Genomic DNA, 18,925 nt, shown 5'->3' with positions numbered 1-18,925 from the left:
TTGCTCCTTACAAATCGCCGAAGAAACGCTTCACGCCTTCGAACCAGCCGGTGGTTTTCGGTGAATGGCTGTTGTCGTCGGCCAGGGAACTGCGGAACTCTTCCAGCAACTCACGTTGACGACGCCCCAGATTGACCGGGGTCTCGACCGCAACACGGCACATCAAGTCGCCAGCACCGCCACCACGCACCGGCGCGACGCCTTTGCCGCGAACCCGGAATTGCTTGCCGGTTTGCGTGCCTTCAGGAATTTTCAGTTTGACCCGGCCATCCAGGGTCGGAATTTCCAGCTCGCCACCCAGGGCTGCGTCAACGAAGCTGATCGGCACTTCGCAGAACAGATGCTTGCCGTCGCGCTGGAAGATCGCGTGCTCACGCACATTGATCACCACGTACAGGTCGCCGGTCGGCCCACCCTGGGCACCCGCCTCGCCTTCGCCAGACAGACGAATACGGTCGCCGGTATCAACGCCCGCCGGCACTTTTACCGAGAGGGTCTTGGACTCTTCGACGCGACCCTGGCCGTGGCAGGAGTCGCACGGATCGGCAATGATCTTGCCCTGGCCATGGCAGCGCGGGCAGGTTTGCTGCACCGAGAAGAAACCTTGCTGCATGCGCACCTGACCGATACCGCCACAGGTCGGGCAGGTAATAGGCGAGGACCCTTTCTTGGCGCCGGAACCATCGCAAGGCTTGCAGTTGACCAGTGTCGGAACGCGGATATTCACGGTCGTGCCGCGCACCGCTTCTTCCAGGTTCAGCTCCAGGGTGTAACGCAGATCGCTGCCGCGCTGCGCGCCGCCACGAGCACCACCGCGCGCCCCACCGAAGAAGTCACTGAAGACATCACCAAAGATGTCCGAGAAATTCTGACCGCCAAAACCGGCACCGCCGCCACCCATGCTCGGGTCAAGGCCCGCATGACCGTACTGGTCGTAGGCCGCGCGCTTGCTGGAATCGGACAGTACTTCGTAGGCCTCATTGGCCTCTTTGAACATATCTTCCGATGCTTTGTCATCGGGATTACGGTCCGGGTGGTGCTTCATCGCCAGGCGACGGTAAGCCTTCTTCAGGTCCGTCTCGCTGGAGCCGCGCTCCACACCCAACACTTCGTAATAGTCACGCTTTGCCATAAGTCTTTGCACTCTTAAGGACGTTCGGCAAACCCCTCCTGAGCTTCGCCAAACTCGTTGAGCCCCAATACAGGCCCGGACCCAACTCACGTCAATTCAACGATCCTGGTCTTTGATTTGCAGCCAGAAAACTGGCCAGCGGGCGCGATAATTATCGACCGGAAAGCAGGAGCATCCCCGACCGTACCGCCAGCACGCGAGCGTTGTCGCATGCTGTAAAAATTCGCTTACTCCAGACGCGCCAACGCGGGAGCAAGCTCCCGCGCGGCGACATCCTACCAGTCACCGCTTAATCGCAGTCAACCGGCCGACCAACAAGCTAACTTACTTGTGGTCTTTGACTTCTTCGAACTCGGCATCGACAACGTCGTCGGCTTTTTCAGCCGAGTCCGCTGGCTGGGCCGCCGCGTCTGCAGGGTTGGCTTGCTCGGCGTACATTTTCTGAGCAATCGGAGCCGACAGCTTGGACAGTTCTTCAACCTTGGCTTCGATCAGTGCCTTGTCGTCGCCTTTGACAGCAGCTTCAAGGGCAACCAGAGCGGCCTCGATCGAAGTTTTCTCTTCCGCGGTCACTTTGTCGCCAGCGTCTGCGATCATTTTACGAGTCGAGTGAACCAGCGCGTCGCCCTGGTTACGGGCACTGGCCAGCTCTTCGAACTTGCGATCTTCGTCGGCGTTGACTTCAGCATCACGAATCATCTGCTGAATCTCTTCCTCGGACAGACCGGAGTTGGCCTTGATCACGATCGACTGAGTCTTGCCGGTGGCCTTGTCTTTGGCGCCTACGTGCAGGATGCCGTTGGCATCGATGTCGAAGGTCACTTCGATTTGCGGCACGCCACGTGGAGCCGGTGGAATCTCGGCCAGGTCGAACTTGCCCAGGGACTTGTTCTGCGCGGCTTGCTTGCGCTCGCCTTGCAGCACGTGAATGGTCACTGCGCCCTGGTTGTCATCGGCAGTCGAGAACACCTGGGATTTCTTGGTAGGAATCGTGGTGTTTTTCTCGATCAGCGCAGTCATCACGCCGCCCATGGTTTCGATACCCAGAGTCAGCGGGCTGACGTCGAGCAGCAGAACGTCTTTCACATCACCGGCCAGTACCGCGCCCTGGATAGCAGCACCCATGGCAACAGCTTCGTCCGGGTTGACGTCTTTACGCGCTTCTTTACCGAAGAACTCGGTCACCAGCTTCTGAACCAGTGGCATACGGGTCTGACCGCCGACCAGGATCACGTCGTTGATCGCGCCAACGTCGATACCGGAATCCTTGAGCGCAATGCGGCAAGGTTCGATAGTGCGCTGAACCAGGTCTTCAACCAGCGCTTCGAGCTTGGCGCGGGAGATTTTCACGTTCAAGTGCTTTGGACCGGTCGCATCTGCAGTGATGTACGGCAGGTTGACGTCAGTCTGCAGGCTCGAAGACAGCTCGATCTTGGCTTTTTCAGCGGCTTCTTTCAGGCGCTGCATCGCCAGCGGGTCACCCTTGAGGTTCATGCCGCTTTCTTTCTTGAATTCGTCAACCAGGTAGTCGATCAGACGAATGTCGAAGTCTTCACCGCCGAGGAAGGTGTCACCGTTGGTAGACAACACTTCGAACTGGTGCTCGCCATCGACTTCCGCGATTTCGATCACGGAAACGTCGAAGGTACCGCCACCCAGGTCATAAACGATCACGGTGTGATCGCCCTTGGCCTTGTCCATACCGTAAGCCAGAGCGGCTGCGGTCGGTTCGTTGATAATACGTTTCACGTCCAGACCGGCGATGCGACCGGCATCTTTGGTGGCTTGACGCTGGCTGTCGTTGAAGTAGGCCGGAACGGTGATCACCGCTTCGGTCACAGTCTCGCCGAGATAGTCTTCGGCGGTCTTCTTCATTTTCTTGAGAATTTCAGCCGAAATCTGTGGAGGCGACATTTTCTGGCCGTTGACTTCGACCCAGGCGTCACCGTTGTCATTCTTGACGATCTTGTAAGGGACCATCTGGATATCTTTCTGCACGACTTCTTCGTCGAAACGACGACCGATCAAACGCTTCACCGCATACAGGGTGTTGTGCGGATTGGTCACTGCCTGACGTTTGGCCGACTGACCCACCAGGATTTCGCCGTCGTTGGCATAGGCAACGATCGACGGCGTGGTACGCGCGCCTTCTGCGTTTTCAATAACTTTAGCTTTGCCGTTTTCAAGCACGGAGACGCAGGAGTTGGTGGTCCCCAGGTCGATACCGATGATTTTGCCCATGTTAACTCTCCCTAAACTTTTGGATTTGGTTGCCGCAGCAGTGGTGGCTAACTGCGGTAGCACTTAAACGCTTGACTTCTAAATGGGGGTCTTGCTGCTGATTTCAAGCCTGCTCGTCAATCGAAGGCGAAACCGCCGCAGGTGCCTTGCTGACCACAACCATGGCCGGACGCAGCAAGCGACCGTTGAGCTGATAACCCTTCTGAAACACCTTGAGCACGCTGTTCGGCTCAACGTCGGCGCTTTCCTGCATGGCCATCGCCTGATGTTTTGCAGCATTGAAAGGTTCGCCTTCAGGATCGATCGCCTCCAGCTGATAACGCTTGAGGGTGTCCTGGAACATTTTCAGGGTCAGCTCGATCCCTTCGCGCATCGGGCGAATGCTTTCGTCGTCGGGGCTGGACAGCTCCAGACCACGCTCGAGGCTGTCAATAATCGGCAGCAGATCGCCAGCAAATTTTTCCAGCGCGAACTTGTGGGCTTTCTCTACGTCCTGCTCGGCGCGACGGCGGACGTTCTGCAGATCGGCTGCTACACGCAAAGCCTGATCATGGGCGCTAGCCAGTTGCTCTTCGAGCACTTGTACACGAGCCGCCAGTTCATCACCCGAATCCTGGGGAGCCTGATCGGCGTCCAGATTTTGCGTATCCAGCGTCTGTTCGTCAGCCATAGTTTTCTCCTTTCAATTTCGTCCGCGAGCTCTACTCGCACTTCTGTCCCGGTATATGGGGTCGCAATTTTCAGGTTCAAGGGCTGGCGGAGCGGCAAAAGCCTTTAACCTTACAAATCTGCCGGACATCACTATTCCCGAGCGCACTAAAAAATACCGACATCCAAGCAAATCGAGCTAAGGGAAGGCATTGTCAGTCAGAATCAAAACACTGTATAAATAACCAGACCTAACGCCTGGGAGCGGCCTCTATGCTGGTGCACCTGTCTGTACATAACTACGCCATCGTTGAACATCTCGATCTGGAGCTGGATCGCGGGATGAGCGTAATCACAGGCGAAACCGGCGCCGGCAAGTCGATCATGCTCGACGCCCTGGGCCTGACCCTCGGGGATCGCGCCGACAGCGGCGTGGTTCGTCCGGGCGCCGACAAGGCCGACATCCTGGCCACTTTCGATCTGGCGGACATTCCGGAAGCCAGCGCCTGGCTCGCCGAACGCGACCTCGACCACGACGGCCCGTGCATCCTGCGCCGGGTGATCACCGCCGAAGGGCGCTCACGCGGCTATATCAACGGCAGCCCCTGCCCGCTTGGCGACCTGAAAGCCCTCGGCGAACTGCTGATCGACATTCACAGCCAGCATGAACACCAGTCCCTGCTGAAAACCGACACCCATCGTCGCCTGCTCGATGAATACGCCGGCGCCACGGATCTGGCCCGCCAGGTACATCTCGCCGCCCAGCGCTGGCGCCAGACCCGCCAGGAACTGGAGCGACTCTCCAATTCCGGCGATGAACAGCGCGCCCGACACCAATTGCTCAGCTACCAACTCGAAGAGCTGGAAAACCTCGGCCTTGGCGAAAATGAACTGGAACAGTTGGAGCATGAGCACAAGAACCTGACCAATGCCGAAACCCTGTTGGGGATTTGTCGGCAGGTGGTCGAACAGTGCAGCGAAAATGATTCAGGGAATGTACTCAATGCCCTGACGGTCAGCCTCAATCGACTATCGAGCGTGAACAATTCGGTAGGCGCCCTGGGCGAAGCCACCGACCTGCTGACCAGCGCGCAGATTCAGGTCGAAGAAGCCGTGGGCGAGCTTAACCGCTTCCTCGACAACTTTGACGCCGACCCGGCACGCCTTCTGTACCTGGAAGAACGCCTCGATGCGATCTACACCCTGGCCCGCAAACACCGTATCCAGCCCACCGAAGTCGTGGATATGCAGCAAAAGCTGCTGGACGAGATCGAAACACTGAATGCCAACGACGAATCCACCGAGCGCCTGGCTGACGAACTGGCGTCCTATGCCCGGCATTACCAGGAGAAAGCCAGGGCGCTGAGCGATTTGCGCCAACAAGCGGCAGGCCGCCTGGCCAGTGCCGTCGAACTGGAAATCCAGCGTCTGGGCATGCCCGGCGGACGCTTCACCATCGAACTGCGCCCCAATGCGAGCAATGAGCTACTACCCAATGGCCTGGAGCAAGTAGAACTGCTTGTCAGCGCCAACCCTGGGCAACCGCTGAAGGCACTGGCCAAAGTGGCATCCGGCGGTGAACTCTCGCGGATCAGTCTGGCAATCCAGGTCATCACCGCACAAACCTCTCGCGTGCCAACACTGGTGTTCGACGAAGTAGACGTTGGTATCGGCGGTCCGACTGCGGAGATCGTGGGGCAACTACTGCGCCGGCTGGGCGAGCGCGGGCAGGTCCTGACTGTCACCCACTTGCCGCAAGTGGCTGCCCAGGGCCATCAACACCTTTTCGTGCACAAGGTACGCGGCAACGATGCCACCCACACGGCGGTGTCCAAACTGGGCAAGACCAAACGGGTCGAGGAAGTGGCGCGCATGCTGGGCGGCATCGATCTGACCAAAGAGTCCCTGGCGCATGCGAAAAAGATGGTTGTCACCACCAAAATCTAGGTTGGCAGAAAGCACGAAGGCGACCCTGGGGTCGCCTTCGATCACATTGCAGCTTGCTTACTTTTTCTTGCGCACGTACAGCACCAGATTGTGATCAACCATCTCGAAGCCATGCTTCTCGACGATCGCCTTTTGCAGCTTCTCGATTTCTTCGTCGAAGAACTCGATCACTTCACTGGTCTCCACGTTGACCATATGGTCATGGTGCTTGCCGTCATCCAGTTCGAATACCGCGTGACCGCCATCAAAATTATGGCGAACCACCAGCCCAGCGGCTTCAAACTGAGTCAGAACACGGTAAACCGTGGCCAGACCGACATCCTCGCCAGCTTCCATCAGCGCCTTGTAGACATCTTCGGCACTCATGTGTCGCTGCTCAGCGGAATCGAGCATTTGTAGAATTTTGACCCGTGGCAGGGTCACTTTCAGGCCTGCTTTACGTAGTTCGCTATTTTCAACCATGGTCAGCTTTCTCGCGGATGCTGCTTCGCAGCTTCTCTTAATGCGGGTATGATCGGGGTTTACGTTGTCCCAGCCAAGATAGTGGAAGTCGCCCACCGATGCAAAAAACCAAGCTCCTGCTAACCAGTTTCACCTTCGTGGGACTGCTCGCACTCGCCGGTTGTTCATTCCCCGGGGTTTACAAAATCGACATCCAGCAGGGCAATGTCGTCACGCAGGACATGATAGACCAGTTACGCCCGGGAATGACCCGCCGGCAAGTACGGTTTATCATGGGCAACCCTCTGCTGACCGACACATTCCATGCCGATCGCTGGGATTATCTATATAGCCTGCAGCCTGGAGGCGGTGAACGCCAACAGGAACGCATCAGCGTGATCTTCAATTCCAATGATCAACTCGTCAGCCTGTCAGGTGATTTCATGCCTGGCGTAAGCCGTGACGAAGCCATCCTTGGCAAGGAGGCTGGCACGCCTGTGACTGCCCCGGCGGAAAACGTCGAACAGCCGAAGCCAGAGAAACCGGTCAAGCCAGGCTCGCTGCTGGATCAGATCCAGAAGGATGTGGATGGCGTAGAAACCGTTCCGGTCCCGACTCCAGAAGCACTGGAAACCTCGCCGCAATAATTTGCGACACAACAAAAAGCCCGGCATGTCCGGGCTTTTTTGTTGTCTGCGGTTCGATGAAGACTATTGATCTCGTGCTTTGGCTAATGCAGCTTTGGCGGCACGCAATCGGCGAACTTCTTTCGGGTCCGCCAGCAGCGGGCGATATATTTCGATTCGATCACCTGCCTGCACCGCACGACTGTCCGGATCAGTGACCACTTTGCCGAAGATCCCCAGAGGACAGTTCGCCAGATCCAGCTCGGGAAACTGAGCACCAATGCCCGAACTCAACAAGGCCGCACGCAGCGTGGTCCCCACCGCAACACTCGCCTTGAGCAAGACCTGACGGTCGACCGCGGCATACACCACCTCGACCTCAATCAATGACTCAACCATGCAACTGCTTGGCGCGCTGGCAGAAAGCATCGACCAGGGTGTTGGCCGCCTGATTGAACAACGGCCCCAAGGTTGCCCGGACGATCGGTCCAGCATAATCAAAGGCCAGATCCAGACTTATCTTGCAGGCCTTCTCACCCAACGGCTTGAACACCCAGACTCCGTGCAGCTGGTTGAACGGGCCCTCTTCCAGATTCATTTCAATCGAATGCCCCGGGACCAGGGTGTTGCTTGTGACGAAATGCTGGCTGAACCCACCTTTGGCGACCGCGAGGCTGGCGCGCATATGTTCGTCGCTGGCCTCCAGCACTTGCGCAGAAGAGCACCAGGGCAAGAATTCCGGGTAACGCGCCACATCATTGACCAGGTCATAGAGGGCTTGCGCCGGATAAGGCAGCAGGGCCGATCGTTGTATATGTGTCGTCATGTCAGCGTCACTTCCACAGCTGGGCGGCAAACACTACAAGAATGCCGATTGGCGCCACATAGCGCATCAAGAACAAGGTCAGTGCGAACAGCAGCGGACTGCGGATCGACAGCTCATCACGGACAGCCTCGCGTCCCATCACCCACCCGGCAAATACCACGAAACACAAACCACCGAGAGGCAACATGATTCGCGAGGTAAAGAAATCGATTACCCCAAAGAAGTCCAGGCCGCTGGCCGCACCCCATTGATAGAGATGAAAACCTGCGTCATCGTTCACGAAAAACCTGGCTTGCTGCCAGATATTGAACGAAAAAACCGTCCCCAGGCCCACAAACCAGCAGATAAACGCCAGCCAGAACGTCACCCAGCCGCGGCGGATTTTAGTCTGTTCAACCAGATACGCCACCATCGGTTCCAGCAGCGAAATCGCCGAACTCCAGGCGGCGATGGCCACCAGAATGAAGAAAATCACCCCCATCAATTGCCCGAATGCCACATTGCCAAAGGCAAATGGCAAGCTGACGAACATCAGTCCTGGCCCTTCGCTGGGGTTCAAGCCTGCGGCAAACACAATCGGAAACAAAGCCAGCCCCGCCAGCAGCGAGACAAAGGTATCCAGCAGCGCCACACCGACAATAGTCCCGGAAATCGACGAGTTCTTCGGCATATAAGCGCCATAGATCATGATCGAACCGACTCCCACGCTCAGCGAGAAAAACGCGTGGCCCATGGCAGGCAGCAAGCCATCGAGCAACTTGTCCGGATTGAAGTCGAACATGAAATGCACACCTTCCATGAAATGCCCGGTGGTCAGGCTGTAGCCCAACAGGATCACCAGCATCACAAAGAGCAGCGGCATCATGATCCGCAGGCTGCGCTCCAGCCCCGCGACCACACCCTTGGCGATCACCACCGCCGAGAGCAGCATGAAAATCGTATGCCAAAGTGTCAGGCGCCAAGGGTCGGCTATCACTCCACCGAAATACGCTCCGACCTGATCGGCCGTCACCCCCTGGAAATCGCCACGGCCCATATCGATGATGTAGTCCAGCGACCAGCCGCCGACCACACTATAGAAAGACAGGATCAGCAGCGCCGTGATCATCCCGGCGAAAGCGCCCCAGGACCACTTGCCGGAATGTCCTGCCTCCAGCGCCAGCACCTTCAGGGCATTGGCCGGGCTTTGCCGGGCGCGTCGACCGATCAGGGTTTCGGCGAGCATTACCGGCACGCCGATCAGTGCGATACAGGCCAGAAACACCAGTACGAACGCACCGCCGCCGTAGACGCCGACCATATAGGGGAATTTCCAGATACTACCCAGGCCCACGGCCGATCCGGTTGCAGCGAGGATAAAGACCCAGCGGCTAGCCCATCCGCCGTGGACAGAAACCTTGTCTGTCGACATCGTTAACACGCCCAAGCGATCAAAAAAGAGGGCGCATTGTCCGGGATTCACTCAAGGTGCTCAAGCACGCAGCTTCACCGTAGCCGACTGACGTGCAACTCCCTATAATGCCGCCCCTATGGCTAAACAAAAGAAACACCCAACAGGGACCATCGCGCAAAATAAAAAGGCGCGACACGATTACTTCATCGAACACCGTTTCGAGGCTGGTCTGGTCCTGGCCGGCTGGGAAGTAAAAAGTCTGCGGGCAAGCAAGCTACAACTGGTTGACAGTTACGTACTGCTCAAGGATGACGAAGCCTGGCTGCTCGGCAGCCACATTACGCCCCTGATGACCGCCAGCACCCACGTCATCGCGGATCCGACCCGCACCCGAAAACTGCTGCTCAACCGGCGCGAGTTGGAAAAGCTGGCCGCTGCCGTGCAGCAAAAAGGTTATGCCTGCGTGTGTCTGTCCTGGTACTGGAGCAAGCACATGGTCAAGTGCGAGATTGCTCTGGGCAAGGGCAAGAAGGAATACGACAAGCGTGATACCGAACGCGAGCGCGATTCCAATCGCGAGCTGCAGCGTGCGGTGCGCAACAAGGGCAAGGAAGATTAGTCTTCCTGCCGGTTGAATGTGTGGGCTTTTGTGGCGAGGGGGCTTGCCCCCGCTCGGCTGCGCAGCAGTCGTAAAACCGGCTGATGCGTTCTGTCTGAAAAACCGCGATTGCCGATTTTAGGGCCGCTGCGCGACCCAGCGGGGGCAAGCCCCCTCGCCACAGTTGATCGTCCGACAATAGATTTCTGTTAACTGACTGGCATTGGGGCAAGCCCGCTCGCCACAATTGTAACTGCGCTGCTCTCTACATCCCCTTGCGCCGCTCCGCCCGAGCCATGCGCAACCCTTCCTGGCGCACTTCCTCCAGCACTTCCTGCACATACAGAATGTGCCGGCTGGAGACTTCGCGCGCCTGTTCCGCGCGTCCTTCGACAATCGCCTGATACAAATCCCGGTGCTGACTGATCAGCATGTCGCGGGTTTCGGTGCGCTGCTTGTACATGCCGCCGATGTTGGTCACTACGTTGCGCTTGAGCAAATCGAACAGGCCGCGAATGGTGTGCAGCAGCACCGCGTTATGACTGGCCTCGGCAATCGCCAGGTGGAATTTCGCGTCAGCCGCGCCCTCCTCCAGCCGGCTCACCTCATCGGAGCGCGTATAGCAGTCCTGCAATTCATCGAACGCTGCAGTCAACCGCTCGCGATCGACCTCGGTCGCCCGCAATGCCGCGTAATAGGCACAAGACGCTTCGAGGGTATGCCGAAATTCCAGCAGATCGCGTTGCGCTTCAGGGTTGTTTTCCAACAGATAAAGCAACGGATCGCTGAAGGTCGAGCCCAGGGATTCCACCACATAATTGCCGCCACCCTGACGACTGACCAGCAACCCCTTGGCTGCCAGCTTCTGGATCGCCTCGCGCAATGAAGGGCGGGACACGCCGAACTGCTCAGCCAGCGCTCTTTCGGCCGGCAACCGCTCGCCAGCTTTCAGCGTGCCCTCGAGAATCATCCCCTCGAGCCGCTCGACAATATCGTCGGACAAACGGCGCTGATGAATTTGATTAAACCCCATAACTCATTCTCCACGACCCCGACTTCTCGTCGGGGTCTCTATTCTGGCCTATTGGCGCCGCACCAGCACCCTCCAGGCGACAGTCGATTGACTCGATCAGCAGGCATTGGCGCAGGGCATTCGACAAAAGTCGTAGGGTGACAAATTGACACAACACTCATAACGCTTTTAACCTAGCCAACAGCGATTGTAAATTGGTATTACCAATTTACCAAGAGCGCTTAACGGTGCATGACCAACAACAATTAGGGGTCACCCCATATGCAAACCTGGCAACAGCTCTACAGCCCACTCGGCAGTCTCGGCTGGTCCGCTCTCGCGGCCGTCATCCCCATCGTATTTTTCTTCCTGGCCTTGGCCGTGTTCCGCCTCAAAGGACACGTCGCCGGGAGCATTACCCTGGCGCTGTCTATCCTGGTGGCGATCTTTGCCTTCCAGATGCCGGTCGACATGGCGTTCGCGGCTGCCGGCTACGGTTTTGCCTACGGTCTGTGGCCCATCGCCTGGATCATTGTCGCCGCGGTGTTCCTCTACAAACTGACGGTCAAGAGTGGTCAGTTCGAAGTGATCCGCAGCTCGGTGATGTCGATTACCGACGATCAACGCCTGCAGGTCCTGCTGATCGGCTTCTGCTTCGGGGCTTTTCTTGAAGGTGCCGCCGGTTTCGGCGCTCCGGTAGCCATTACCGCTGCACTGTTGGTCGGCCTGGGCTTCAACCCACTGTATGCCGCCGGCCTGTGCCTGATCGCCAACACCGCTCCGGTAGCATTCGGCGCGCTGGGGATTCCAATCATCGTCGCCGGGCAAGTCACCGGCATCGACGCGTTCAAGATCGGTGCCATGACCGGCCGCCAGCTGCCGCTGCTGTCGCTGTTCGTGCCGTTCTGGCTGGTGTTCATGATGGACGGCCTGCGCGGCGTGCGGGAAACCTGGCCGGCGGCACTGGTGGCTGGGCTGAGCTTTGCCGTCACCCAGTACTTCACCTCGAACTTCATCGGCCCGGAACTGCCGGACATCACCTCGGCCCTGGCCAGCCTGATTTCCCTGACGTTGTTCCTGAAAGTCTGGCAGCCAAAGCGCGCCGCAGGCCAACACATCGTCGGTGCCGTCTCGGCTTCCGTGGTGGGCGCCAGTGCCGGCGGTTTCGGCCTGCCACGCAGCACCGTGGCTTCGCCCTACAGTCTCGGTGAAATTTTCAAGGCCTGGTCGCCGTTCCTGATTCTCACCGTACTGGTCACCATCTGGACCCTCAAACCGTTCAAGGCAATGTTTGCCGCCGGCGGCTCGATGTACGGCTGGGTGTTCAACATCGCTATACCGCACCTGGACCAGTTGGTGATCAAAGTCGCGCCGATCGTCGCCGCACCGACGGCGATCCCGGCCGTGTTCAAGCTCGATCCGATCTCGGCGACCGGCACGGCGATTTTTTTCTCCGCGCTGATCTCGATGTGGGTGCTGAACATCCACGTCAAAACTGGTCTGACCACTTTAAAAGAAACCTTCTACGAGTTGCGCTGGCCGATTCTGTCGATCGGGATGGTGCTGGCGTTCGCCTTCGTCACTAACTATTCGGGCATGTCGTCGACCATGGCTCTGGTCCTGGCCGGCACTGGCGCAGCGTTCCCGTTCTTCTCGCCGTTCCTCGGCTGGCTGGGCGTGTTCCTGACCGGTTCGGACACTTCGTCCAACGCGCTCTTCAGCTCACTGCAAGCCACCACCGCGCACCAGATTGGTGTCAGTGATGTCTTGTTGGTAGCGGCGAACACCAGCGGCGGCGTGACTGGCAAGATGATTTCCCCGCAATCGATCGCCGTGGCCTGCGCCGCGACCGGCCTGGTGGGCAAGGAATCCGACCTGTTCCGCTTCACCCTCAAGCACAGCCTGTTCTTTGCCACCATCGTCGGCCTGATCACCCTGGCCCAGGCCTATTGGTTCACCGGCATGCTGGTGCACTAAGTGCCACACTCTTTAGGGTAAAAACCGACGCCGGGCCACGACCCCGGCGTCAGCTATTCACAACCCGGTCTGCAAGGCTGCTGAAAGCTTCACGCTGTATATTTCAGCCGCTGCCGCAGACGGATAACCGGGACCACCCGGAGACACGCCTGATGAGTGAGCTTTTTTACAACGCCGTGCCGAACGCGACCCGCGTCGCACCGCCAATCCCCGAACCGCGCCAGTACCCCAGCGAAAAACCGCAGCGGGTCTACCTGTTCGGTACCTGCGTGGTCGACTTGTTCTACCCCGAAGCCGGGATGGACGCGATTCACCTGCTCGAACGCGAAGGTATTCGTGTCGAGTATCCGCAAGGGCAAAGCTGTTGCGGGCAACCGGCCTACACCTCGGGTTACACCGATCAGGCACGGCAAGTAGCGCGCTCGCAACTGGCGCTGTTCGCCGGGGACTATCCGGTGGTGGTGCCTTCGGGTTCCTGCGCGGGAATGCTGCGCGAACACTACGCCGACTTGTTCAAGGACGAGCCGGACACGCTGCAACAGGTTCAGGCCCTGGCGGCACGGACTTATGAACTCGCCGAGTTCCTGTTGTTTGTCTGCAAGGTGCAGCTCAAGGACAGCGGCCAACCGGTCAAGGTGGCGTTGCACACCTCGTGCTCGGCGCGGCGGGAAATGAACACCCATCTGCACGGGCGTGAGTTGTTGTCGCAACTGAGCAACGTGGAACGGGTAGAACACAGCCACGAAAGCGAATGCTGTGGCTTTGGCGGGACGTTCAGCGTCCGAATGCCGGACATTTCCGGCGCGATGGTCATCGACAAGACCCGCGCGCTGAAGGAGTCCGGCGCGCACCAGGTGCTGAGTGCCGACTGCGGCTGTTTGATGAACATCAATGGCTCGCTGGAAAAACAGCAAGAAGCGTTGCGTGGCCAACATCTGGCCAGCTTCCTCTGGCAGCGTACCGGAGGTGCTCGATGAACACTTCCACGCTGATTCCAACGGTTGCCATTGAAGAAGATTTTCGCGCTCGGGCTCACGAGGCCCTGGCCGACCCGCAACTGCGAAACAATTTTCGCAGCGCGATGGATTCACTGATGAGCAAACGTGCGGCGTCGTTCAGCGATGCCCACGAACGGGAACATTTGCGAACGCTCGGCAATGCGGTCCGCGCTCGTGCGTTATCCAGGCTGCCCGATCTGCTCGAGCAGCTTGAACAGAACCTGACCCGCAACGGTGTGACAGTGCACTGGGCGGAAACGGTGGACGAGGCCAATGGCATCGTCTTATCGATCATCCGCGCTCACGAGGCGCGGCAAGTGATCAAGGGCAAATCGATGGTCAGCGAAGAGATGGAGATGAACCATGTCCTCGAGGCTCAAGGCATTGAATGCCTGGAGTCGGACATGGGCGAATTCATCGTCCAGCTCGACCACGAGAAGCCTTCACACATCATTATGCCGGCGATCCACAAGAATGCCGGTCAGGTCGCGTCCTTGTTCCACGACAAACTTGGCGTGGAGTACACCAAGGACGTTGACCAACTCATTCAGATCGGTCGCAAAGTCTTGCGGCAGAAATTCTTCGAGGCAGACATCGGCGTCTCCGGCGTCAACTTCGCCGTGGCCGAAACCGGCACCCTGCTGCTGGTGGAGAACGAAGGCAACGGCCGCATGTCGACCACCGTGCCGCCGGTGCACATTGCCGTTACCGGGATCGAGAAAGTCGTCGAGAACCTGCGCGACGTTGTACCGCTACTGTCGCTGCTGACACGCTCGGCCCTCGGCCAGCCGATCACCACCTACGTCAACATGATCTCCGGCCCACGCAAGGCCCATGAACTCGACGGTCCGCAAGAAGTGCACCTGGTGCTGCTGGACAACGGTCGCAGTCAGGCCTTTGCCGACAGCGAACTGCGCCAGACCCTGAACTGCATCCGCTGCGGCGCCTGCATGAACCATTGCCCGGTTTACACCCGCATCGGTGGACATGCCTACGGCGAGGTTTACCCCGGCCCGATCGGTAAAATCATCACCCCGCATATGGTCGGCCTGGCGAAAGTCCCGGATCATCCGAGTGCTTCGTCGTTGTGCGGCGCCTGCGGTGAAGTGTGCCCGGTAAAGATTCCGATCCCGGCGTTGCTGCGCCGCCTGCGCGAAGAAAACGTCAAAGCCCCGGACAGCCCCAATCAAGTGATGCGCGGCCAGGGCAGCAAGTACTCGCGCAAGGAACGCTTCATCTGGAATGCCTGGGCCCGGCTCAATGCTTCGCCGACCTTGTATCGGTTGTTCGTCTTCTGCGCCACCCGCCTGCGCGGCTTGACGCCAAGTAACGTCGGCCCCTGGACGCAAAACCACAGCGCGCCGAAGCCTGCCGCCCGTTCACTGCATGACATGGCCCGCGAACACCTGGCCAAACAGGGAGATCGTTGATGAGCGCCAAGCAGAATATCCTCAACAAACTGCGCAACAGCCTGACCGGCACTACGCCGCTGGCCGATAACTTCGACGAAGCGCTGGTCACCGAGCCCTGGACCTATCCACCGGAACAGCGCATCGCCCAATTGCGCAAACTGATGGAAGCGGTCCACACCGAAATCCACCTGACCCGCGAACAGGCCTGGCCGGAACTGCTCGCACAATTGCTGCATGACCGCCAACTGCCCAGCCTGCTGATCGCGCCAACGACGCCACACGGCCAGCGCGTGACCGAGCATTGGGCACAACATCCGACGCTGCCGACGCTCAAGGCCTACGACCGCCCCGTGGAAGAATGGAAAGCCGAGTTGTTCAACGACACCCCGGCCAGCCTCACCACCACCCTCGGCGCCATCGCCGCCACGGGCAGCCTGATTATCTGGCCGACCCGCGAAGAGCCGCGCTTGATGAGCCTGGTGCCACCGGTGCATTTCGCCCTGCTCAAGGCCAGCGAAATCCATGACAACTTTTATCAGGTACAACAGCAATTCAACTGGGCCCAAGGCATGCCGACCAACGCCTTGCTGGTGTCCGGCCCGTCGAAGACTGCCGATATCGAACAAATCCTGGCTTACGGCGCTCACGGCCCGAAAGACCTGGTCGTGCTGATCCTGGAGGACCAATGAGTCTACCGGCCGCTTTTCTGCGTGATGCACAGCAACTGATTCCCCAGGATCGACGTTTTGATGACCCGCTCTCGACCCTCGCGTTTGGCACTGACGCCAGCTTCTATCGGTTGATTCCCAAGCTGGTGATTCGCGTCGAGTCCGAAGACGAAGTGGTTGCCCTGCTCAAGCTGGCGCAACGTGACCAGGTTCCAGTGACCTTCCGCGCCGCCGGCACCAGCCTCTCGGGCCAGGCCATCAGCGACTCGGTGCTGATCGTCCTCGGCGATAACTGGAACGGCCGCGAAGTACGTGGCGAGGGCACGCAGATCCGCCTGCAACCGGGTGTCATCGGCGCTCAGGCAAATGCCTGGCTGGCCCCGTTCGGGCGCAAGATCGGCCCGGACCCGGCCTCGATCAACGCCTGCAAAATCGGCGGCATTGTGGCCAATAACGCCAGCGGCATGTGCTGCGGTACCGCGCAAAACACCTATCACACCCTGGCCGGAATTCGCCTGGTCCTGGCGGACGGCAGCCGCATCGATACAGAAGACCCGGCCAGCGTCGCGGCCTTGCGTGATAGTCATCGGGACTTGCTGGAACGCCTGGCAACCCTCGGTCGCGAGACTCGCGCCAACACCGAACTGGCCGCAAGAATCCGCCATAAATATCGCCTGAAAAACACCACCGGCCTGTCACTCAATGCCCTGGTGGATTTCGACGAACCACTGGATATTCTCAGCCACCTGCTGGTCGGCTCCGAAGGCACTCTCGGTTTTATCAGCGCGGTGACCTACGACACCGTGATCGACCATCCGAACAAAGCTTCGGCGCTGATCGTCTTCCCCGATGTCGAGACCTGCTGCAACGCCGTCAGCGTGCTGAAAAGCCAACCGGTCTCAGCGGTCGAACTGCTGGACCGTCGCAGCATGCGCTCGGTGCAGGACAAACCCGGAATGCCGGCCTTCGTCCAGCAACTGTCGGCCAACGCCTGCGCCTTGCTGATCGAATCCCGCGCCGCCACCTCAAAGCTGCTGCAGGAACAACTGACGCAGATCATGGCTTCGCTGGTCGCGTTCCCGGTGGAAAAACAGGTCGACTTCACCGAAGACCCGGTGGAAAACGCCAGACTCTGGGCGATCCGTAAAGACACCTTCCCCGCGGTCGGCGCGGTGCGCAAAACCGGGACCACGGTGATCATCGAAGACGTGACCTTCCCGGTCGAACAACTGGCCCTCGGCGTAAACCGCCTGATCGAGCTGTTCGACAAGCACCACTACGACGAAGCGATCCTGTTCGGCCATGCCCTGGAAGGCAACCTGCATTTCGTCTTCACCCAAGGCTTCAACAGCGCCGAAGAAGTCGCGCGTTACCAGGCCTTCATGGACGACGTCGCGCAACTGGTGGCAGTGGAATTCGGCGGCTCGCTGAAAGCCGAACACGGCACCGGCCGCAACATGGCGCCTTTCGTGGAACTGGAATGGGGCAGCGACGCGTACCAGTTGATGTGGCAGCTCAAGCGTCTGCTGGATCCAAGGGGGATTCTCAACCCGGACGTGGTCCTCAGCGAAGATCCGCAGATCCACCTCAAACACCTCAAGCCACTGCCCGCCGCCGACGAGATTGTGGATAAGTGCATCGAGTGCGGTTTTTGCGAACCGGTCTGCCCGTCGAAAGGCCTGACCCTCAGCCCACGCCAGCGCATTGTGATCTGGCGCGATATCCAGGCAAAAAAACGCGCCGGCATCGACACCACCGAACTGGAACAAGCCTACGAATATCAAGGCCTCGACACCTGTGCCGCCACCGGACTGTGTGCGCAACGTTGCCCGGTCGGGATCAACACCGGTGAACTGGTGAAGAAACTGCGTGGCCGCACCGCCACTCACATCAAAACCGCTGACTGGCTGGGTATGCACTTTGAAACCGCACTGCAAGGCGCGCGCTTCACCCTGCATGCGGCCAACGGTGCGCGGATGTTGTTGGGCGCGCCACGGCTGGCGAAGATCTCTGCGGCAGTGACCAAGGTGTCCAAAGGTAAAGTCCCGCAATGGACCAACGCCATGCCGCAACCGGAGCGGGCCATTCGCTTCAGCCCGACGGTGACGGACCATCGTCCGCGGGTGGTTTATCTGGCCGCCTGCGTGTCACGAGTCATGGGACCCGCCGCAGGCGACAAGGAGCAGATGTCGCTCTACGACAAAACCCGCGGCCTGCTGGAAAAGGCCGGTTACCAGGTGGTGTTCCCGGACAACCTGGACAGCCTGTGCTGCGGTCAACCATTTGCCTCCAAAGGTTATGCGGAACAAGCCGAACACAAACGCCAGGAAATGATTGGGGCACTCCTGCACGCCAGCCGCGGCGGCCTCGACCCGATCTACTGCGACACCAGCCCCTGCACCCTGCGCCTGGTGCAAGACCTCGGGGAAGTGCGCCTGGATATATACGATCCGGTGCGCTTCATTCGCACCCATTTGATGGACCGGCTGGACTTCACCCCCCAGGAAGAACCGATTGCGGTGCACGTCACCTGCAGCACTCAGCACCTGGGCGAAAGCCAGGCGTTGATCGATCTGGCCCGGCGTTGCAGCAAGAACGTGGTCATCCCGGAAGGTATTCACTGCTGCGGTTTTGCCGGCGACAAAGGTTTCACTACGCCGCAATTGAATGCCCACTCGCTACGCACCTTGAAGGACGCGGTGCAGCATTGCAGCGAAGGCATCTCCACCAGCCGCACCTGCGAAATCGGCCTGAGCCAGCATGGCGGGATCGACTATCACGGGCTGGTCTACCTGGTGGACCGGGTGACTAAAGCACGCACTGTATAAGGGCGATCTGTTAAAAAAGTGGCGTTTTCGCCCCTTTTTTTTGCGCTTTGCTGCGGTATGACCGGCTTTTTCCATTCAATCGGCAAAAAATACCGAATGCCGGCGTGCGGCTATAGTCATTTAGCGAGACCCCATGAATGGGCTTTTAACCACCTCGGCCAGCGGCCCCATCGACCGG

Annotated in this window: 16 protein-coding genes; 8 read left to right on the top strand and 8 right to left on the bottom strand. The window is 59.0% G+C overall.

Features of this window, described 5'->3' with window-relative positions; translation table 11 throughout:
* Positions 1–7: 7 nt before the first annotated feature.
* From dnaJ to grpE, 3 genes are all read right to left on the bottom strand, one after another.
* Positions 8–1,132 carry a molecular chaperone DnaJ gene (gene dnaJ / locus F8N21_RS04650; RefSeq protein ID WP_150641009.1) on the bottom strand — a complete coding sequence of 375 codons (1,125 nt, stop codon included), beginning with the start codon at positions 1,130–1,132 and terminating at the stop codon, positions 8–10.
* 324 nt (positions 1,133–1,456) lie between these two features.
* Positions 1,457–3,373 carry a molecular chaperone DnaK gene (dnaK, locus tag F8N21_RS04645; protein WP_150641008.1) on the bottom strand — a complete coding sequence of 639 codons (1,917 nt, stop codon included), beginning with the start codon at positions 3,371–3,373 and terminating at the stop codon, positions 1,457–1,459.
* Positions 3,374–3,476: 103 nt separating this feature from the next.
* The gene (grpE, locus tag F8N21_RS04640; RefSeq protein ID WP_150641007.1) at positions 3,477–4,043 is read right to left on the bottom strand and encodes a nucleotide exchange factor GrpE; all 567 of its coding nucleotides are present in this window, start codon (positions 4,041–4,043) and stop codon (positions 3,477–3,479) included.
* 251 nt (positions 4,044–4,294) lie between these two features.
* On the opposite strand from grpE, the gene recN reads away from it, so the two are divergent.
* The gene (gene recN, locus F8N21_RS04635) at positions 4,295–5,968 is read left to right on the top strand and encodes a DNA repair protein RecN (RefSeq protein ID WP_150641006.1); all 1,674 of its coding nucleotides are present in this window, start codon (positions 4,295–4,297) and stop codon (positions 5,966–5,968) included.
* Positions 5,969–6,025: 57 nt separating this feature from the next.
* Here the strand turns inward: recN and fur are convergent, their stop codons facing one another.
* A complete protein-coding gene (gene fur, locus F8N21_RS04630) occupies positions 6,026–6,430 on the bottom strand; it encodes a ferric iron uptake transcriptional regulator (protein ID WP_150641005.1) in 405 nt (134 codons plus the stop codon).
* 98 nt (positions 6,431–6,528) lie between these two features.
* On the opposite strand from fur, the gene F8N21_RS04625 reads away from it, so the two are divergent.
* Positions 6,529–7,056, top strand: coding sequence for an outer membrane protein assembly factor BamE (locus tag F8N21_RS04625; RefSeq protein ID WP_150641004.1), 528 nt, complete (start codon positions 6,529–6,531; stop codon positions 7,054–7,056).
* 63 nt (positions 7,057–7,119) lie between these two features.
* Here F8N21_RS04625 and F8N21_RS04620 read toward each other — a convergent pair whose 3' ends face one another.
* The 3 genes from F8N21_RS04620 to F8N21_RS04610 are packed head-to-tail and all read right to left on the bottom strand — an operon-like array spanning position 7,120 to position 9,272.
* Positions 7,120–7,434, bottom strand: a complete 315-nt coding sequence (locus F8N21_RS04620) for an RnfH family protein (protein WP_150641003.1) — start codon at positions 7,432–7,434, stop codon at positions 7,120–7,122.
* On the bottom strand, positions 7,427–7,861 hold the full coding sequence (locus tag F8N21_RS04615) for a type II toxin-antitoxin system RatA family toxin (protein WP_150641002.1): 435 nt from the start codon (positions 7,859–7,861) through the stop codon (positions 7,427–7,429). The genes F8N21_RS04620 and F8N21_RS04615 overlap by 8 nt, the downstream gene beginning before the upstream one ends.
* 7 nt (positions 7,862–7,868) lie before the next feature.
* The gene (locus tag F8N21_RS04610) at positions 7,869–9,272 is read right to left on the bottom strand and encodes a sodium-dependent transporter (protein ID WP_150641001.1); all 1,404 of its coding nucleotides are present in this window, start codon (positions 9,270–9,272) and stop codon (positions 7,869–7,871) included.
* A 118-nt stretch (positions 9,273–9,390) separates the two neighbouring features.
* On the opposite strand from F8N21_RS04610, the gene smpB reads away from it, so the two are divergent.
* The gene (gene smpB, locus F8N21_RS04605; protein WP_150641000.1) at positions 9,391–9,873 is read left to right on the top strand and encodes an SsrA-binding protein SmpB; all 483 of its coding nucleotides are present in this window, start codon (positions 9,391–9,393) and stop codon (positions 9,871–9,873) included.
* 244 nt (positions 9,874–10,117) lie between these two features.
* Here smpB and F8N21_RS04600 read toward each other — a convergent pair whose 3' ends face one another.
* Complete coding sequence (locus F8N21_RS04600; RefSeq protein ID WP_150640999.1) at positions 10,118–10,885, bottom strand: FCD domain-containing protein; 768 nt, start codon at positions 10,883–10,885, stop codon at positions 10,118–10,120.
* A gap of 261 nt (positions 10,886–11,146) precedes the next feature.
* Between F8N21_RS04600 and F8N21_RS04595 the strand changes: the two genes are divergently transcribed.
* The 5 genes from F8N21_RS04595 to F8N21_RS04575 all read left to right on the top strand — a co-directional run bounded on the left by F8N21_RS04595 (position 11,147) and on the right by F8N21_RS04575 (position 18,747).
* On the top strand, positions 11,147–12,841 hold the full coding sequence (locus F8N21_RS04595; RefSeq protein WP_150640998.1) for a lactate permease LctP family transporter: 1,695 nt from the start codon (positions 11,147–11,149) through the stop codon (positions 12,839–12,841).
* Between the two features lie 152 nt (positions 12,842–12,993).
* A complete protein-coding gene (locus F8N21_RS04590; protein ID WP_150640997.1) occupies positions 12,994–13,818 on the top strand; it encodes a (Fe-S)-binding protein in 825 nt (274 codons plus the stop codon).
* Positions 13,815–15,269 carry a LutB/LldF family L-lactate oxidation iron-sulfur protein gene (locus F8N21_RS04585; RefSeq protein WP_150640996.1) on the top strand — a complete coding sequence of 485 codons (1,455 nt, stop codon included), beginning with the start codon at positions 13,815–13,817 and terminating at the stop codon, positions 15,267–15,269. Before F8N21_RS04590 ends, F8N21_RS04585 begins: the two co-directional genes overlap by 4 nt.
* Positions 15,269–15,940 (top strand): LutC/YkgG family protein, encoded by a 672-nt coding sequence (locus tag F8N21_RS04580; protein ID WP_150640995.1) that lies wholly within the window; start codon positions 15,269–15,271, stop codon positions 15,938–15,940. Before F8N21_RS04585 ends, F8N21_RS04580 begins: the two co-directional genes overlap by 1 nt.
* The gene (locus F8N21_RS04575) at positions 15,937–18,747 is read left to right on the top strand and encodes an FAD-binding and (Fe-S)-binding domain-containing protein (protein ID WP_150640994.1); all 2,811 of its coding nucleotides are present in this window, start codon (positions 15,937–15,939) and stop codon (positions 18,745–18,747) included. Before F8N21_RS04580 ends, F8N21_RS04575 begins: the two co-directional genes overlap by 4 nt.
* Positions 18,748–18,925 lie beyond the last annotated feature (178 nt).

This window comes from Pseudomonas fluorescens, assembly GCF_902497895.1.
In the GTDB taxonomy this organism is placed as follows: Bacteria; Pseudomonadota; Gammaproteobacteria; order Pseudomonadales; family Pseudomonadaceae; genus Aquipseudomonas; species Aquipseudomonas fluorescens_BP.
This window is presented reverse-complemented; position numbering and strand designations above follow the sequence as displayed.

What these genes read in the sequence shown, in the direction of transcription:
- dnaJ (WP_150641009.1), bottom strand. Translation starts at nt 1,132, where the DNA reads ATGGCAAAGCGTGACTATTACGAAGTGTTGGGTGTGGAGCGCGGCTCC.
- dnaK (WP_150641008.1), bottom strand. Translation starts at nt 3,373, where the DNA reads ATGGGCAAAATCATCGGTATCGACCTGGGGACCACCAACTCCTGCGTC.
- grpE (WP_150641007.1), bottom strand. Translation starts at nt 4,043, where the DNA reads ATGGCTGACGAACAGACGCTGGATACGCAAAATCTGGACGCCGATCAG.
- recN (WP_150641006.1), top strand. Translation starts at nt 4,295, where the DNA reads ATGCTGGTGCACCTGTCTGTACATAACTACGCCATCGTTGAACATCTC.
- fur (WP_150641005.1), bottom strand. Translation starts at nt 6,430, where the DNA reads ATGGTTGAAAATAGCGAACTACGTAAAGCAGGCCTGAAAGTGACCCTG.
- F8N21_RS04625 (WP_150641004.1), top strand. Translation starts at nt 6,529, where the DNA reads ATGCAAAAAACCAAGCTCCTGCTAACCAGTTTCACCTTCGTGGGACTG.
- F8N21_RS04620 (WP_150641003.1), bottom strand. Translation starts at nt 7,434, where the DNA reads ATGGTTGAGTCATTGATTGAGGTCGAGGTGGTGTATGCCGCGGTCGAC.
- F8N21_RS04615 (WP_150641002.1), bottom strand. Translation starts at nt 7,861, where the DNA reads ATGACGACACATATACAACGATCGGCCCTGCTGCCTTATCCGGCGCAA.
- F8N21_RS04610 (WP_150641001.1), bottom strand. Translation starts at nt 9,272, where the DNA reads ATGTCGACAGACAAGGTTTCTGTCCACGGCGGATGGGCTAGCCGCTGG.
- smpB (WP_150641000.1), top strand. Translation starts at nt 9,391, where the DNA reads ATGGCTAAACAAAAGAAACACCCAACAGGGACCATCGCGCAAAATAAA.
- F8N21_RS04600 (WP_150640999.1), bottom strand. Translation starts at nt 10,885, where the DNA reads ATGGGGTTTAATCAAATTCATCAGCGCCGTTTGTCCGACGATATTGTC.
- F8N21_RS04595 (WP_150640998.1), top strand. Translation starts at nt 11,147, where the DNA reads ATGCAAACCTGGCAACAGCTCTACAGCCCACTCGGCAGTCTCGGCTGG.
- F8N21_RS04590 (WP_150640997.1), top strand. Translation starts at nt 12,994, where the DNA reads ATGAGTGAGCTTTTTTACAACGCCGTGCCGAACGCGACCCGCGTCGCA.
- F8N21_RS04585 (WP_150640996.1), top strand. Translation starts at nt 13,815, where the DNA reads ATGAACACTTCCACGCTGATTCCAACGGTTGCCATTGAAGAAGATTTT.
- F8N21_RS04580 (WP_150640995.1), top strand. Translation starts at nt 15,269, where the DNA reads ATGAGCGCCAAGCAGAATATCCTCAACAAACTGCGCAACAGCCTGACC.
- F8N21_RS04575 (WP_150640994.1), top strand. Translation starts at nt 15,937, where the DNA reads ATGAGTCTACCGGCCGCTTTTCTGCGTGATGCACAGCAACTGATTCCC.